The organism is Paenibacillus sp. NPDC056933, from assembly GCF_042674385.1.
Lineage (GTDB): Bacteria > Bacillota > Bacilli > Paenibacillales > Paenibacillaceae > Paenibacillus.
In genome coordinates this window covers 94,988-111,685 of the sequence record NZ_JBHUQN010000005.1, presented here as the reverse complement: position 1 = coordinate 111,685, position 16,698 = coordinate 94,988, and the positions used below count along the sequence as shown (strand labels likewise).

13 protein-coding genes are annotated in these 16,698 nt (G+C 47.0%); 10 read left to right on the top strand and 3 right to left on the bottom strand.

The genetic code is table 11. The features are described 5' to 3' along the window. Positions 1–3: 3 nt before the first annotated feature. From nagB to ACFTRD_RS26910, 8 genes are all read left to right on the top strand, one after another. The gene (gene nagB, locus ACFTRD_RS26945) at positions 4–732 is read left to right on the top strand and encodes a glucosamine-6-phosphate deaminase (RefSeq protein WP_379385420.1); all 729 of its coding nucleotides are present in this window, start codon (positions 4–6) and stop codon (positions 730–732) included. Beyond that, the gene (nagA, locus tag ACFTRD_RS26940) at positions 729–1,964 is read left to right on the top strand and encodes an N-acetylglucosamine-6-phosphate deacetylase (protein WP_379385418.1); all 1,236 of its coding nucleotides are present in this window, start codon (positions 729–731) and stop codon (positions 1,962–1,964) included. The genes nagB and nagA overlap by 4 nt, the downstream gene beginning before the upstream one ends. 278 nt (positions 1,965–2,242) lie before the next feature. Then, positions 2,243–2,527, top strand: coding sequence for a hypothetical protein (locus ACFTRD_RS26935; protein WP_379385416.1), 285 nt, complete (start codon positions 2,243–2,245; stop codon positions 2,525–2,527). Between the two features lie 16 nt (positions 2,528–2,543). Next, positions 2,544–3,953, top strand: coding sequence for a spore germination protein (locus ACFTRD_RS26930; RefSeq protein WP_379385414.1), 1,410 nt, complete (start codon positions 2,544–2,546; stop codon positions 3,951–3,953). 40 nt (positions 3,954–3,993) lie between these two features. Further along, a complete protein-coding gene (locus ACFTRD_RS26925; protein WP_379385413.1) occupies positions 3,994–5,109 on the top strand; it encodes a GerAB/ArcD/ProY family transporter in 1,116 nt (371 codons plus the stop codon). Between the two features lie 18 nt (positions 5,110–5,127). After that, positions 5,128–6,303, top strand: a complete 1,176-nt coding sequence (locus tag ACFTRD_RS26920; protein WP_379385412.1) for a Ger(x)C family spore germination protein — start codon at positions 5,128–5,130, stop codon at positions 6,301–6,303. A 49-nt stretch (positions 6,304–6,352) separates the two neighbouring features. Next, on the top strand, positions 6,353–6,571 hold the full coding sequence (locus tag ACFTRD_RS26915; protein ID WP_379385410.1) for a hypothetical protein: 219 nt from the start codon (positions 6,353–6,355) through the stop codon (positions 6,569–6,571). A gap of 330 nt (positions 6,572–6,901) precedes the next feature. Then, the gene (locus tag ACFTRD_RS26910) at positions 6,902–7,273 is read left to right on the top strand and encodes a hypothetical protein (RefSeq protein WP_379385408.1); all 372 of its coding nucleotides are present in this window, start codon (positions 6,902–6,904) and stop codon (positions 7,271–7,273) included. Positions 7,274–7,866: 593 nt separating this feature from the next. On the opposite strand, the gene ACFTRD_RS26905 is transcribed toward ACFTRD_RS26910, so the two are convergent. From ACFTRD_RS26905 to ACFTRD_RS26895, 3 genes are all read right to left on the bottom strand, one after another. Next, the gene (locus ACFTRD_RS26905) at positions 7,867–9,447 is read right to left on the bottom strand and encodes an oleate hydratase (protein ID WP_379385406.1); all 1,581 of its coding nucleotides are present in this window, start codon (positions 9,445–9,447) and stop codon (positions 7,867–7,869) included. A gap of 160 nt (positions 9,448–9,607) precedes the next feature. Further along, a complete protein-coding gene (gene dhaS, locus ACFTRD_RS26900) occupies positions 9,608–10,192 on the bottom strand; it encodes a dihydroxyacetone kinase transcriptional activator DhaS (protein ID WP_379385404.1) in 585 nt (194 codons plus the stop codon). 1,092 nt (positions 10,193–11,284) lie between these two features. Further along, positions 11,285–12,640 (bottom strand): dipeptidase, encoded by a 1,356-nt coding sequence (locus tag ACFTRD_RS26895; protein ID WP_379385402.1) that lies wholly within the window; start codon positions 12,638–12,640, stop codon positions 11,285–11,287. Between the two features lie 350 nt (positions 12,641–12,990). Between ACFTRD_RS26895 and ACFTRD_RS26890 the strand changes: the two genes are divergently transcribed. After that, a complete protein-coding gene (locus ACFTRD_RS26890; RefSeq protein WP_379385400.1) occupies positions 12,991–15,393 on the top strand; it encodes an AraC family transcriptional regulator in 2,403 nt (800 codons plus the stop codon). 348 nt (positions 15,394–15,741) lie between these two features. Next, complete coding sequence (locus ACFTRD_RS26885) at positions 15,742–16,671, top strand: ABC transporter permease (RefSeq protein ID WP_379385723.1); 930 nt, start codon at positions 15,742–15,744, stop codon at positions 16,669–16,671. The last annotated feature ends 27 nt before the right edge of the window (positions 16,672–16,698 follow it).

Genomic DNA, 16,698 nt, shown 5'->3' with positions numbered 1-16,698 from the left:
AAGATGAATATACGTATTTTTGAAAATGAAGAAGATTTGAACGCAACAGGTGCAGGTGTGATTGCCAGTTTGCTACAGACGAAACCCCGTGCTGTACTGGGACTTGCGACTGGAAGTTCTCCTGTGGGTATCTATAAACAGCTTATTGCTTTGTATCAGAAAGGTCTGGTTAGCTTTGCACAGGCATCTTCCTTCAATCTGGATGAATATGTCGGTCTTCCTGTAGAGCATCGCGAAAGTTACCGCAGCTTTATGAATGAACAATTGTTTTCCCATATAGACATCGATCTTGCCAGAACCCAAGTGCCGAATGGGCAAGCTTCGGATTTGGGACAAGAATGCGTATCGTATGAACAACGGATTGATGATCGCGGTCCTGTAGATCTGCAACTGTTGGGTATCGGACATAATGGTCACATTGGCTTTAATGAACCCGGGACCGAGCTCACAGGGCGAACGCATGTGGTAGACCTCAAAGAAGAGACAAGAAAAGCAAACGCCCGCTTTTTTAATCGTATTGATGAAGTTCCGACGCAGGCCATTACGATGGGTGTGGGTACGATCCTTAAAGCCAAACAAATCTTGCTGATCGCCCGTGGTGAGGAGAAAGCCGAAATTATTCGTGAAGCCTTTATGGGGCCGATTACAACACAATGTCCAGCCTCGCTGCTGCAATGTCATCCGAATGTCGTGGTATTACTGGATCGGGCTGCAGGGAGGCTGATGAAATGAGCGTAGAACATATGGAGAAACTTGAGCAAAAGAATGAAAAAAGCATTTCGCTCCTTCGAGGCAAAATCGTACTGCCTGATGGTGTAATGGAGGATGGTGTACTCGTCTGGACGGAAGGGAAAATCCTTTATGCTGGCGCACCCGAGGGACTATCTGAACATATTCGTCGTGAAGCCGTATCTGTGCCTGTTTCCAAGCATGGTGTCATTGTCCCTGGGTTTATAGATATCCATGTACATGGGGGGAATGGAGAAGACTTCATGGATGCGAGTAAGGAAGTGTTGGATAAAATCACTTCATTCCATAGCACCCAGGGGACCACTGCAATGCTGGCAACGTCCATGACAGCGCCCAAAGATAGTCTGGATCGGGTATTGGCTGAAGTGGAGAGTTACCGTTCGGGCCACATGCCTTTTGCACAGTTGGAAGGCGTACATTTGGAAGGTCCGTTTTTCAGTCCCAAATGGCCTGGTGCGCAAAATCCGGAACATATTGTATTGCCTAATGTATCCTGGCTTGAAGCATGGGAAAAACAATATCCGGGCCTGATCCGCCAAGTTACACTGGCACCGGAACGTGAGGGAGCGCTGGAAGTCATTTCGTGGCTGCGGGAGCAGCGAATTACAGCAGCAATAGGACATACGGATGCGACTTATGAAGAGGTACAGCTTGCGGTTGAAGCTGGCTTGCATCATGCAGTGCATACCTTCAATGCGATGACACCGCTGCATCACCGGAATCCCGGAGCTGCCGGAGCAGTGCTCAGTGATTCCCGCATCAGTGCAGAGGTCATTGCAGACGGTATCCATGTGCATCCAGCGGCGATCTCGCTCATCGCACAATTGAAGCAATCTACCGATCAAATCGTATTAATCACGGACGCGATGTCTGCTGCAGGGCTGGATGATGGTGAATACAAAATTGGCGACCTGCCTGTGATTGTTAAGGAAGGTGTAGCCCGTTTGAAAGACGGAGGCGCACTGGCGGGAAGCACACTCACAATGATTCGCGGTTTTCGCTATCTGGTGCAGGAAGTAGGAATGAATCTGAACGCAGCTTCAAGAGCAGCCAGTTTAACCCCGGCACGTCTACTCGGGATCGACCACCGTACTGGTTCATTTGCTAAAGGAAAACAAGCGGACGTGGTTTTGCTAAATGGTGAGTTAGAGATTGAGGAAGTGTGGGTGAAGGGGAATAAACTTGAAATTTCTGTGGAATTATCCGATAAATAAATATCAGTATCGAACTCATAATAAAAACGGTAAACCAGTTTATAGGTTAGCCGTTTTGTTATGACTAAATGGAGATGAAAACGGAGGAGTGTATAATCCGGATCAATGCCGCCGGATGCTACTGAATCCATATTTGTCAACACTGTATTACCCGAATCAGGTACACCGGACCGCTGGGTTCGTCAGTAACATGAAATGAAGCACCTTCTTGTACATTAAGAAGGTGCTTTTTTTGAGGTGAATAAATGAAAGCGGCGGTGGATTAGGGTGATCCGCTCGTGTTATATTTCTCTCTGGATAAGTATCTGCTTCCGGTTCTGGTCGTGCTTGTTCACGGGTACTATGGCATGGATTACAGATTGTTATATCTGGGAGTAGCCATTTCGATCTTGCTAATCATTTGTATTCCCCGTTTTCTCCAAACAAATTATCGGCAAAAGGATAGCCAGGATATTCATTGGATCGGAGTCGCTCATGGAGCGGCTCTTTTCGTGATGTCTGCCGTATATTTCACGGAGCGGAAGCAAATGATATCTTTTACTGAGAATAAATGGACGAGATGAGACCAGGGAGGCAGATATGATGGACGCTACAACCAAACAGCAGGAATTGCCTTTGAGCGGTCACCTTGTGATGGATGAGGATACACTGCGCGCCGTGTTTGCTAATTGCGCGGATATTGTATTCCACTCGTTTGACACCGCGAGCTCCACCTCGGCCCTCTGCGTGTACTGTGTGGGTTTATGCGATACGGAGCGGCTGGAACGTCAGGTGCTGACGCCTTTGCAGGAAGTCGGAATCGAGGCGGCTCAGGTTCCGATGGCATCGGTCAAAACAGTCGAAACACCCTCCCAGGCCATCCAAGCCATCTTGGAAGGGGAAGCGCTGCTGCTGCTGGAAGGTTCAGCGATTGGCGTAACCTATCCGCTCTACAAAGCGGCCAATCGCTCTACGGAAGAACCGCTCGCCGAATCAGCCGTCCGCGGTGCGCGTGATGGATTCACGGAATCTCTGACCACGAACTTGTCTCTTCTCCGCAAACGTATCAAAACACCTGCATTGAAACTTCTTACCCGCACGGTTGGTGAACGATCAAATACGAGCATCACGCTTGCTTATATGGAAGGCATTATTGATCCAAAACTGGTGGAAGAGGTCCAAAAACGGCTTGATAAGCTAAGGGTCCGAGACATATTGGAGAGTCAATATATCGAAGAAGATATTGTGGATCAGCGATTGTCACCATTCCCGCAGATGATAGCCACAGAGCGTCCGGACGTAGTCGCTTCGAACCTGCTTGAAGGTCGTTTTGCCATATTGGTTGATGGGACCCCCTTTACGCTGATTGCACCCGTAACCCTATTTTCCATGCTGCAGTCTCCAGAGGATTATTATCAATATGTGTTTATGAGCGTGTTTTTGCGCTGGCTGCGCTATCTGTTCTACGCCATGTCCTTGCTGCTTCCTTCAGCTTACGTAGCCATAACGACGTACCATCAGGAGATGATTCCGACGGTGCTGCTGCTCAGTATTGCCAAGGCCAGAGAGGAAATTCCTTTTCCTGCTTTGGTGGAGGCGTTCATTATGGAGATTGCTTTTGAAGCTTTGCGTGAAGCAGGCGTACGGTTGCCGAAACAGGTTGGTTCTGCTGTAAGTATCGTCGGTGCCCTGATTATTGGCCAAGCGGCGACAACAGCGGGCATTGTGTCAGCTCCGATGATTATCATCGTTGCCATCACCGGCATCGCATCCTTCATGATCCCGCGTTATTCTGCCAGCATCGCGACGCGTCTGCTTCGCTTTCCAATCATGATCCTCGCCGGTACGCTCGGACTGACAGGTGTTATGCTGGGAGTCATTCTAATTGTCATCCATCTGAGCAGTCTTCGCTCATTCGGCAAACCTTATCTGTCACCACTTGCACCCACGATAGCGAATGAAGTCAAAGATGTGTGGTGGCGTCCATCGCCATGGAACAAGCCGCGTTAATTTATTTTCAATCTCAAGTCATGAAGGAGGCAGGATCATCATGTTAACCGATCAAGGAAAAGTGTCCGTGACACAATTGGCTTACATGATTTTCCCGGCCATCCTGGCGACATCGATTTTGTCGGTACCCGGAATCACGATGCATTATGCAGGTCATGATATGTGGATGACTCCGATACTGGGATCGATCTTTGGGATTGCTGCAATAGGCATATCGTTTGGACTGCATCGGATGTATCCGGGAAAAACGCTTATTCAATCCAGCGTACTGATTGCCGGGCGAATTCCAGGAAAGGTACTGGGGCTGGTCTATATCTTCTACCTGCCTCATATCACTGGTTTAATTATCCGTGAATATGGCGAGTTCATATCCAATAATGCTCTTCCGCGCACCCCGATGTTTGTCATCATGGGTACCATGGTTATTGTGTGTGCCATTAATGTCAGATTGGGCATCGAAGTTGTCGGACGAACCGCCCAGGTCTTTGTGACGTTGCTGATTGTGCTCCTAGCACTCATTTTTATATTGCTGATTGGCGAGTTACATCCCGTCGAACTGTTTCCGTTTATGGAAAACGGACCGCTGCCCGTTATCCAAGGAAGCTTGGCTCCCGCTGCATGGTTCAGTGAGTACGTCGTGCTGGCCTTTCTGCTGCCATATGTGAATCGGCAAAAGCGGACAGCTCGTGTTATGCTCGGCTCACTGCTTCTGACAACGATGGCCATGACGGTCACGAATGTATTTTGTCTGTTCCTGATTGGGGATCTGACAGATACTTTTGTATTTCCGGTGATGATTGCTGCAAGGTACATCACGATTGCGGATTTTCTACAACATATTGAATCGATCATTATTGCGATATGGATATTCGGTATCTTTGTCAAAATCTCCGTGTTTCTGTACATCTTCGCGACTTCGACTGCGGAATGGTGCGGTATAAAAGATTATAAACCTCTCGTTGGACCGCTGGCATTCATGTCTTTGATATTTGCTTACTGGGTAGCAACTGGCGGGTCGGGTATATCCAGTTTAATCACAGCTTCAGCCAACCTCTATACCATCAGTATACTGTTAATCCTTCCGGCCCTTACCTATGGGATTGCATGGCTCAAGAAGGGATGGTCACATGTTCGGAAGAAAAGGACGAATACCTGAACGGATGGAGGCAGGCTGATGCAAATCTGGCAGCGTATCTTGGTCATTGCACTCTGCTGTGTCCTGTTAAGCGGGTGCTGGGACCGTACCGAGATTAATGATCTGGCCATCGTTTTGGCAACAGGCGTTGATTATAAAGACGATAAAGTTGAACTGACCGCACAAATCTTCGTTCCTCGCAAAGCCGGTGGAGGAGACATTACAAGTGGAGGCGGCAGTCCTAGCGGTGTCACATTAATTCGCACAGCAGAAGGGCGTACCATTGCAGAATCACTTAACCGACTGCAACGTAAAGTTGCCCGAAATATGTTCTGGGGACATTGTGAAGTCATTGTGCTTAGTGAAGCTGCGGGCAAACACGGAATACGTGAATATATTGATTTTTTCCTCCGTTATCCGCAGATCAGGGAACATGCCTATGTATTTTCCACCACAGAAGCTGCGAAAGATATCCTCGCCTTGCTTGATCCGCTAGAGAGGAGTTCAGCCGAATCTCTGCGTGAAATGGCCAATATGAAACTGGGTACACGTACAACGGTCCTTGACTTGGCCAAATCCATCGAAGGGCCCGGCGCTTCCGTCATCCTGTCGCGCATGTTGACTCTGCCACCGGAAGAAAATCAGGATAAATTGAAGACCACGCCTTATATCAAGGGACTAAGTCTCTACAAAAATGATCGTTACATCAGAACCGTTACTGAACCGTTAACGGTTGGTGTACTATTGCTCGCCAAAGAATTGAACAACATCATTATGCCTGTAGATTTTGAGCAGTCCAAGGGTTCTTTCTCGATACGTCCTCTTGACATTCAAACTAGACATAAGCCGAAAATTTCGGGCGGACGCTGGAGCATGGAAGTTGACATTCAGACCCGGGGCGAGGTGGTATTAAACACGACAGATGAGAACCTTACCGACCCTGCGGTGCTGAAAAAATTGGAACAGGCATGGTGCAAGAAACTCTCCGAAATGGCTGAAAATGCTTTGCGCATGTCCCAGCAGGAGATGCATACCGATTTGTACAAATTTGCGGTGGAATTTCGCAGATATTACCCGAAGCAGTGGAAAGAACAGGAGAAAAACTGGGAAAACATCTATTCGGAACTGGACGTGAAAATAAAGGTGAAGGCCAAGGTGGTACGGACCGGCAAATCCACCGGACCGCAGGGCATCCCTGATGAGGATGAGAATTGAGCGGTCAAATTTTCAGGCACGTAAACACACCAACGGAAGGAGACATTTTATGAAGCTGGCGTCCGTTCTGGGCATACTGATGCTCGCTGTAACAATCATCTATGTGGAATGGAAATACAGTAAGGAGAAGAGAGCCAAGTGGCTTTCAGCAGGATTCACTTCTGTGAGTGCGGTGATTGGCATTGTGCTGCTCTTCGATTCGAACTTGCCAGGACCAAGCGATCTGGTTAAGCTGCTGTTTGGACGTGTGGATCAGATGATGAAATAGCATAAGAAGAACCACGCCCGTTGCCGAGTAATGTGGTTCTTCTTTGTTTTGACATGTTGAGTACGAGAAACGAACCAATCTATTCCTTGATGACAGGAGCTTTTGTTTAGGGACACCCACACTTAGCAAGTTGAATAGTCTCATGGACCATGTAGATTATATTCATGCACTGGATTCCGTTATAAACGCATTAGATGCTCCTGGTTACTCCATTTAAAATACAATATTTCAAATTATAAACACTGTATTTATTCGTGATTTTCTGTAATATGTTAAAATAGAAATCAAAAAAACGGGATCTGCGGATCACGCATTACGGAGGCGTGAAACATGGAACGTAACGCTATGCTCGAATTCGACCCGTTCATCACAGAGCTGGCGGAAAAGCTGCACGTACACGGATATTATGCCTTTTATGGCGAGCACTACAATGAGACCGATATGGAGCAATACCGCAGACACCTGTTCACTTCATTCAGCAATATCGTATGGGTAGAGCTGGATGCGCGCAAAAAGTATATGATTGTCGATCATCGTGGACGCAACACGGTCATGAAATTGATCGACGGCATCCTGAACACCCGTAGAACGCTGCGGGCCAATCTGGCGATGGCAGGTACGGACACCTCCGAAGTCCAGCAGGAAATCACGCATATGATGCAGCTTGTGCATATGTTAAATTTCACAACCTTCCGCTCATAGGTTGGAGGATGCAGGAGTAAAGTGTGATATGTAGGCTGTTAACAAGCGGCGCTCAGTTCTAACGAACCTGCGAGGCCTTATTTCAATGATTTGGCCGTCATACAAAATGTAACGAATCTCTGACACGCTATTGAATGAAAATGAGCGATATTACGTTACAAAATCATGCTTACACTCCAAATAAGGTGTCTACGATTCATTAGATTTTCAAACCTGCGAAATTTCAAGTAATAAGGCTTGTGAGATTCTTTAGACGGCAGTTAGCAATATCGATGAAGGTTATGTGTCGGGCTTAGATAGTGAAAGATTAAATGAAATAGAGAGTCCTGTCATCGCTGACGGAACTCTCTATTTGCTTTATAAAACGACCTTGCAATCCAGCATCAGACATATTCACCAAGATTCACTTATTGACTCGTTCGACGAGAATCAAGCTTCTGAAGCTCATTCATATGGTAATTCATCTCTTACTAACTTGGCACAATCAATAGAATTAAGATGACTAAACTCTTTACAGATCACAAAGTTTCTTACTGGACCCTACATATATTAATTCACAGCTCCATCCTATGTCTGAATCCTCCTTGAAGTGGTTATCTAAACGAAGTCACAAAACTGCTGAACAGCGTCCGGACATCATACTGATATTTATTAATCGGCTCAATCGGACGGTTCTCTCCAAGTAGAGTGTAGACGGCGATCCGTGCTGCCCGGACCGAATATTCTTCCGTGAATACCACGTCATCGGGAATTTCGCAGAATTGGCTGATGAAGGCCAGGTTGGTGGAGCCATCAGGTACAACTTTAGGTCTATCGCTGTTCAATCTTGGCATGAATTGGGCTGTAATGTAAGGCATCATGCAAGGAATACAGTTGGCGGTAGCCATGATCTCCTCTTGATGTTCCTGGAAATGAAGATGGCCGATCAACTCCTGCATAATCTCTTCCCCGGTACAATCGCACATTCTTTTCTTCACGTAGTCACCCACGTTATCCGGGTATAATCCGTATCCCCAAAATACGTTGACATGCTCAGGCTGACCGCGGAAATGCGGCTGGAAAGCCAGAACGACGGACATGAACCAACTGGAATCCTTGAACGTAACCAGAGCACCGGTACCTGCCCGGTTACGCGTGAATTTCTCCATCAAGTCAAAGAAAACCGAATCCTGGAAGGTGACCGTAAACGACTCCCATTTGGACTCATGCACATGATCATTAAATGAAGAAGGATTACCCAGCATCGGTTTCTTGGCGGCAATGTTCTCCCACAGCTTCCATGAGCTGCCCTTGCCGTTCAGTTTCGGTGCGGAAGTCATGGAGCCGATATCAGCCCCTTCAGTCATCGAACCGTTGGTGACGATGACCAGATCGCCTTCGTGGATGTAAATGATTTCCTCTTTACCTTCCCTGAGCACATGCATCCGACTTACCGTAATGCCGTCGCCATCTTTGAAGTCCAGATCCGTGACGGTACATTTCAGCGTGAAATCTACACCAAACGGTTCCAGGTAGTTATGCAGTGGCAGGATGATCGAGTCATACTGGTTGAACGGTGTGCGGGTAACGCCTTCCAGCGTCTGAATTCTTGGGAATTCGTGAAAAAAGCGAAGCATGTATCTTTTGAATTCCACGGCGCTGTGCCAAGGTTGGAACGCGAAGGTAGTCGCCCACATATACCAGAAGTTCGTTTGGAAAAAGTGAGGACCAAACCAGTCGTTGATTCGCAGTTTACCCAGCGTGTCTTCGGGAGTAATAATCAGTTTACCCATCGCCAGACGGTCGGCCATATCAAAACCCATGGAGAGCACATCTTCGACCTTACCGTCACGGTTGATGAGCCGCGCATTGGAATGTGTGGGATTGGCATCGTCAAATTCGGTAATTTCCTGTCGGACAGATAAGCCCGGATGGTCGATGGATGGGATGGAAGCCAGCAGCTCCCATAGATTCTCATAGGCCTCGTCATTGAGCATTCGCCCGCCGCGGATGATATATCCTTGATCAGGATTACCAGCGCCATCATTGCTGCCGCCAAGAATCGGCATTTCTTCGATAATGTGAATGTGTTCTCCAGGAAAGTCACAATCTCTGACCAGATAAGCTGCACCCGCCAATGATGCAATGCCGCCGCCTACAAAATAGACCTGTTTATTACCGTGTTCTTTCTTCACGATTATTCGCCTCCAAAAGTTACTGTAACCACATCCCTAATGTAAACCTTGCAGGTCTCCTAAGGTATAATCAAAAAAACGAGAGTGTCCAATTTTTGGTCACTTTTGGAAAAGTGTCTAAAGATTATGCTTGGATCACATGTAAAAAAAGCCGCGCATCCTAATCGGATGGCAGCTTATTCTCATACCTATGCAATGCCCTCAGGACATTGCCTTCGATCAGCTCACTGAGCTTCTCAATAATTAACTTTGGAGGATCTTGCATGTCGCCCCTCATCCACTGAATGATCAGCCCGGTAAAGGCCAGGGTATAAAAGTTGGCGACGAACTCTTTGTCTTCACAGCTGACCTGTATCCCACAGGCTAACTCATCGATAACACCCATGATCAGATCATGGGTTACTTCATAGAGGTATGTATCCAAGTGGGTGCGCCCGAGCGAGTCGAGTGTATTGCAGCAGAACGTTTTGTTGTTCTCGATGTAACAAAAAATTTTATAGAATCCGTCCGTCCATGTGCTGTAGCTTCGGTACTCCGTAAGACTCTCCACCGCTTCAGTCTGATAGATCCACCCGAGCAGCGCGTAAATATCCTGAAAATGATAATAAAAGGTTTGCCGATTCACGCCGCAATGATCAACCAGATGTTTTACCGTAATTTTGTTCAGTGAAGTATGCTCCATCAGTGATTTAAGCGAGTGAGCCAGCGCATGTTTGGTTAGGTGAGAAGCAGACAAAACATTCACCTCATCATTTTGGATTAGCTTGCTGGGGCATAACAGTAAGTAAACACCCCATGGCAAAATTCCCGCAGCGAAGTTCTGAGTATAAGCAAGTCAAAACGCAGGAATCCCGAAAGATCCTCCCACCAGATATCCCCTTGTTGCTATCAACATCTTCGTTACCCGATCCGCACCATGACTCCACCAGGGGATATTCTAGATATCAATCGCTCCAAACAAACATCCCAAAAGGCCGCCACTTGAATTATCTCTATCACAACTCCTTAGAAGTTAGGCCTCATCAAAATCATTCACCATGAAGAAGCAAAAGCAAAAGCAAAAGTGAAAGCTGAAACTTAGTGAAGGATACCGAATCCATCTAAAAAAGCTGATAAGCCGTCGCGTATGTTATCTCTAACACACTAAACCATTAAATCCGAGACTTCGTCTATAAAATCAGTCATAGGAAAAACTACAACAAGTGATGGAGAGAAAATTAAAAAAGTCCAGAAGGACATCGTTTTTGTATCTATCACACAAACCCATCAAAGTCAGATTTAATCCTTTAAAGTAAACATGATAATGCTACAACGTAACGATCGAGACAAAATTCAAAGAGTCGTCAGTAGCCAATGTTTTTTTTATTCTCTCTATATTACTAATGCCGCTAAAAGTAAGTCTCCATCAAAAAAAGTAACCATGAAAAAACTACAACATCACAAAAGAAACAAAGAAACAATGAAACAAAAACATAAAAAAATAAGAAAGCAATTAAAAAAAACAAAATCAAACCAAAAAAACGACCCGAAGGCCGTTCTTTTGTTCTCCCAATTACACTAACCCATATAAAAAGTTAGGCTCAATCCTAAAATCAGTCATGCGAAAAGCTGCAACGTAGTGAAGGGGACGAAATCGATTCTGAAGAAGCGGAGCGTTCGCCTACAAGCTTTCTGCAAGAAGCTACTTCGGAAGCATATGCTATCGTCGGATTTTACCCTTTGAGAAGGGGAATCCAAAAAATCCGACGATAACAGCGATCGAAAGAATGATTCGGCACCGGAACGTCCATTCTGCACGCTCTCATGAACTGGTTTTAGAAACGATGAGCCCTAACTTCTACAAACTCTTCATAAACTGAACAATCGTCAACAACCCTTTATCAAAGTTCTCCAGGTTGAAATGTTCATTCGGTGCATGCAGGTTCTCATCGGGTAAACCAAAGCCCATCATGACAGCCGGAATACCGAGCACGCGTGAAAGTTTCTCCACGATCGGAATGGAGCCGCCGTCTTTCGTAAACAGGGCACGAACACCGTACACTTGCTCATACGCATCAGCCGCTTTTTGCAGAATTGGATCGGTAGGATCCGTGTTGAACGCAAAGGCTTTCTCAATCTGTTTCACATGCAGCGTTGCGCCCGGTTGAACGTGAGCGCGCAGATGTGCTTCAATACGATCCAGCACATGCTGCGGATCTTGATCCGCAACGAGGCGGCATGTAATTTTGGCATGAGCATCCTTCGGAATAACGGTTTTGGTGCCCTCACCTTGGAAACCGCCCCATACGCCATTCAGTTCCAGCGTCGGACGTGCGCCAACACGTTCCACGAACGAGTAGCCTTCTTCTCCGTACAATTGCTCCAGTCCGAGGTCCTGACGAAGCTGCTCTTCGTTGAAGTCTTGCTTCACGAACTCTTCTCTCATCTCAGGAGACAGCGGCAGAACGCCATCATAGAAACCTTCTACGCTCACGCGACCTTGCTCATCATGCAGCGAAGCGAGCAGGGATACGAGTGCGTGAAGTGCGTTGGGTACACCGCCTCCAAAGGAGCCAGAGTGCAGGTCTGTGTTGGCCGTGGTCAGATCCACCTCAAGCGAGCAAAGGCCGCGCAGCCCCGTGGAGATGGCCGGTTTTCCTTTTTCGAGCAGGGAAGTATCCGAGATCAGTATCATGTCTGCACGCAGCTTGTCTGTATTGTCGTTCAGATAGATCGGCAGGTTTGGGCTGGAAATTTCCTCTTCGCCTTCGATGCAGAATTTCACATTGACGGGAAGCTCCTTGTTCTCGGCAAGCAGAGCTTCAACCGCCTTGATATGTATGAAGATTTGTCCTTTGTCATCCGTGGCACCCCGAGCAAACAGTTTGCCGTCCCGAACGGTAGGTTCGAATGGAGGTGTATGCCACAGGTTTAGCGGATCGACAGGCTGTACATCATAGTGCCCATAGATCAATGCGGTTGGTTTGCCGGGTGCATGCAGGTGATCTGCATAAACAATCGGATGTCCCGCCGTTGGAATAATCTCTACATTTTCCATACCTGCACGTGTAAGTGCATCCGCAGCCCATTGAGCCGCACGGTTAATATCCTCTTTATGTGCTGAAATGGCTGAAATACTTGGAATGGATAACCATTCATTCAATTCTGCCAGATGTTTCTCTCTATTTTGTTGAAAATAAGTTTGTTCCTTCATTAAAAGGCCTCCTTCAAGTTCTGCTTTACCCTATTGTAATCCATTTTGACATGTTAATAAAACATTGGTTAAAAAATGATCGGCTACGTACCGTTTTATTCTCCCGGAAATTATGCGTATAATACAAGAAACGGATTTCATCCATATATTCTCATATGTATTTTGCATCCATTCAATAAGCGCGTCTCATCAACAATATAGAGATCGAAACGGTTCTATTCGTCTATATATTGCACCCGTAAGCGGTGAAATCGAAGATGCAAAATGCTGCAATGTAAACCATTCAGCAGGGGGAGTTGAAGCAGTTCCCATGACAGTCAGACCATACGCAAGCAGGCAGGTGAGCGTTGATGGAACCAAGTAGGAACGTAAGGGCGTTGGGCAGGCTCATGCGCTGGCCCGGGCTAAATACAGGAAGACATAAGGGGCGTTTTTATCGAAACAGTCTGATGCTTATTCTGCTTATTGCCAGCATCCCCGGACTGATTACAGGCATCGTGATGTACCAGTTGGTCGTGGGCCGGATGGAAAATGAATTTAATCAGATGCATCAAAAGCAGATTGAGAACCGGGCACGCAATGTGGACGATCAGCTTGCTTATCTGGAGATGACCTTGTCCCATTGGGCTTTTGAACCCCGATTTGGCAATGCACTGCGAACACTTGATTTTGTGTATTATTTCAACGAAACACAGGAGATCGTCACCACACTTTATGTGCTGCAAGGATCCCACCCGCTGATCAAATCCGCACAGCTATATTTGCAGGAACCGAAACCGATTTTGTTTAACCGGGATTATACCGAGTTGAAGGATGATGCGAAAAACCAAGCCTATGATCGCTATCTGACGATGGGCAACCATGTGTATTGGACAGATTGGGTTGCGAGCCAGAGCAGCGACAAGTCACTCACGGAACAGAATAGCTTACTTCATACCGATCCGGGGAATGCACTGGTTCTTGTACATAAGATTCCGGGTGAGAGCATCAATCCATTCGGCGCACTAATCATCACGCTGGATAATGAGAAGGTCGGCAGTTTGTTGAAAACGCTTACTCCCTATGACGAAGGTTCAACCTTTCTCATGGACCCGGAGGGCAATACACTGGTTACTGGAAATCCGATAGCGGGAAGGGCAGACCTTGCATTTGAGCAGCAGCTTAAAGAAGAAGTTGCCCTGCATCCAGACAGCCATTCATTCCTGTTCAAATATGAGGATGAGACCTATTCCGTATCCTATGGATCACTGAGTCGGATCGATTCAGACTGGACGTATGTCTCCGCAGCTCCGCTGACATCCGTGACATCGCCGGTTAAGCTCGTATCCAAAATCATCGTCATTGCGAGCGCAGGCAGTCTTCTCTTGGGGCTGGTGTTATCCTGGTTTGCTTCACGGAGGATATACTCCCCTGTGGCAAGGATGCTCCACTTATTGACGCCGGGCAGGAATGAAACGACAACAGACATCAGGCTGGATGAATTCCAGCTGCTGGAGCAGCAGTGGAACGAGTTGACTTCTCAAAGTTTAACCGCACACCGTCAATTGCAGGAGCAGCTACCCCACTTGCGGGACAGTTTTGTATTACAACTGGTGCAAGGGCATCTATATGCCTATAACGAGCAGGATCTCCAGCAGCGGATGAGGAATCTTGGCTTTGAGGTGGAAGGCCAGCAGTTTTTGTTACTTCAGATGTATTTTACGGGCTATGCCCAGTTGCAGGGTCGATTTGGGAGCCAGGATACGGGACTGGTTACCTTTGCAGCAGTTAATATTATTGAAGAAGTTGCCAAAAATTATTTCAGTCAAATCAGTGTAATGAACTTTCACGACCTCTCCTCGGCCATGCTCGTGATAGCTCCGGAGGGCGAGCCAGTGAAGTCACAGGCATTGTTATGGGGACATGAGCTGGTGGACGTCCTTGGTCAGACGCTGAAAATGAACGTGACGGTGATGGTAAGTCGTCCTGCTGCTTCTCCGCAGGAATTGCCGGGCATATTCGTAGAAATGGAGCAGGCCGTTGCTTATCGAAGCGTGGAAGACGGGAGCCAGATTCTCGATCTGGAGGATGAGCAATGTTTCCGCAGAACGGAAGAAGCCTCGTATCCACTGGGGCTGGAACGTGAGATCCTTCAGGCGATCAGGCTTGGAAAGAAGGCTGAGGCTGAGCGCGTTCTCGAACAATTTATGACCGAGGTCACCCGAGCAGGCAGCACCGAATTCCAGGTGCAGCAGATGATGCTTCAATTGCTGGGAAGTATTCAGCATATGATGCTGCAGACAGGAGTAACGCCCTACAAACTGTTTGGAGGCTGCAACATGTATGAGCGATTATGTACGATTCGCGAACCTGCACAGATGATGAAATGGATGATCGGAGAAGTGCTGCTTCCTTATGTTCAGGAGATTGAGATGCGATCCCAGGAGCCGCTGAAGCAGGTTGTGGAACGTACAATGTTGTTTATTGACGAGAATTATAGAAATGAACTTTCTCTGGAGAGCTGTGCAGATGCGGAGCAGATGACCCCTTATGCACTAAGCAAGGCATTCAAGCAAGTATCCGGCATGAATTTCATTGATTATTTAACTCGGGTACGAATGGATGCGGCGAAGCAATTGCTGCGTGAGACCACGATGAAAATCAATGATATCGCAGGCGCTGTTGGATACCAGCACAGTTACTTTAATCGGATTTTTAAGAAACAGGAAGGCTTAACGCCGAGCCAGTACCGTGATCAATGGCTGGGTAAATAAATTTGTGCATGTGCATAAGACTTCATCACTGACCGGAAATCCCGCTTATGGGACTCCGGTTTTTTATGTTTTAGATCGTAAACAACTTGAAAACAAAGAAGGACAATGCTGCAAAAATGTGCAATCCCCTCTGCCAAAATAGGTCCAAATTGAAGTGGGAATGGCGTTATAGCGGGCTTTTGGGCCACAGTGCGCAACCATGCAAAAAATGATGGTTGCCGGAAACAGGGCAGCTGTATAGTGTGAATAACAGGTGAATTGATAACGCTTACATACATAGGGAGGGGAGATATGATGAACGGGAAGACAGACTGGAATGGAAATGGCGCCACAGCAGCTCAAGTGGAAATGGCTGCATTGCCGATGAAGCGAGAGTCCAACTGGAAGAGGCAGTTCAAGCGAAATAAATGGCTGTATGTGCTTGTGCTTCCCGGTTTTTTGTACTTTGTCATTTTTAAATACTTGCCCATGTGGGGGATCGTTATTGCCTTCCAGGACTATCAGCCTTTTCTCGGCATTCGTGACAGTCAATGGGTGGGCATGGAGAACTTTACAAACTTTTTCTCCAATCCGGACTTCTTCCGATTGTTAAGGAATACGCTCGTTCTTGCCCTCTATGATCTTATATTCTTTTTCCCGGCACCGATTATTATCGCTTTGTTGCTCAATGAAATCCGGGTCGCTTTCTTCAAAAGAACGATTCAGACACTCGTTTATGTACCTCACTTTGTATCTATGGTCATTATCGCAAGTATCACTTACGTATTCCTGACTCCGCAAGGTGGAGTGTTGTACGACCTGATCTCCTGGATCACAGGTAAGCCGATCGATGTACTGGCAAGTCCAGGCTCATTCCGTCCGCTCATTATTATTCAGATGATGTGGAAGGAGATGGGCTGGGGAACGATCATTTTCCTGGCCGCACTGGCAGGTGTGGATACCGAGCAATATGAGGCTTCGATTGTAGATGGTGCTGGACGATTGCGGCGCATGTGGCATATTACGCTTCCAGCGATTCGCACAACGATTGTCATTTTGCTCATTCTCAGGCTGGGTAACTTTCTGGATACCGGTTTTGAACAGATCTATCTGATGACCAACTCGCTGAATCGTGATGTGGCAGATGTATTTGATACGTATGTATACACCGTTGGGATTACGCAGGGGGCATTCAGTTACAGTACCGCGGTTGGGCTATTCAAGTCTGTGGTCGGAATTATTCTGGTGCTGGGCAGCAACAAACTGGCCAAGAAATTCGGGCATCCCGGAATCTATTAAGCATGTGTTGACATTCGTTTTCAAGGA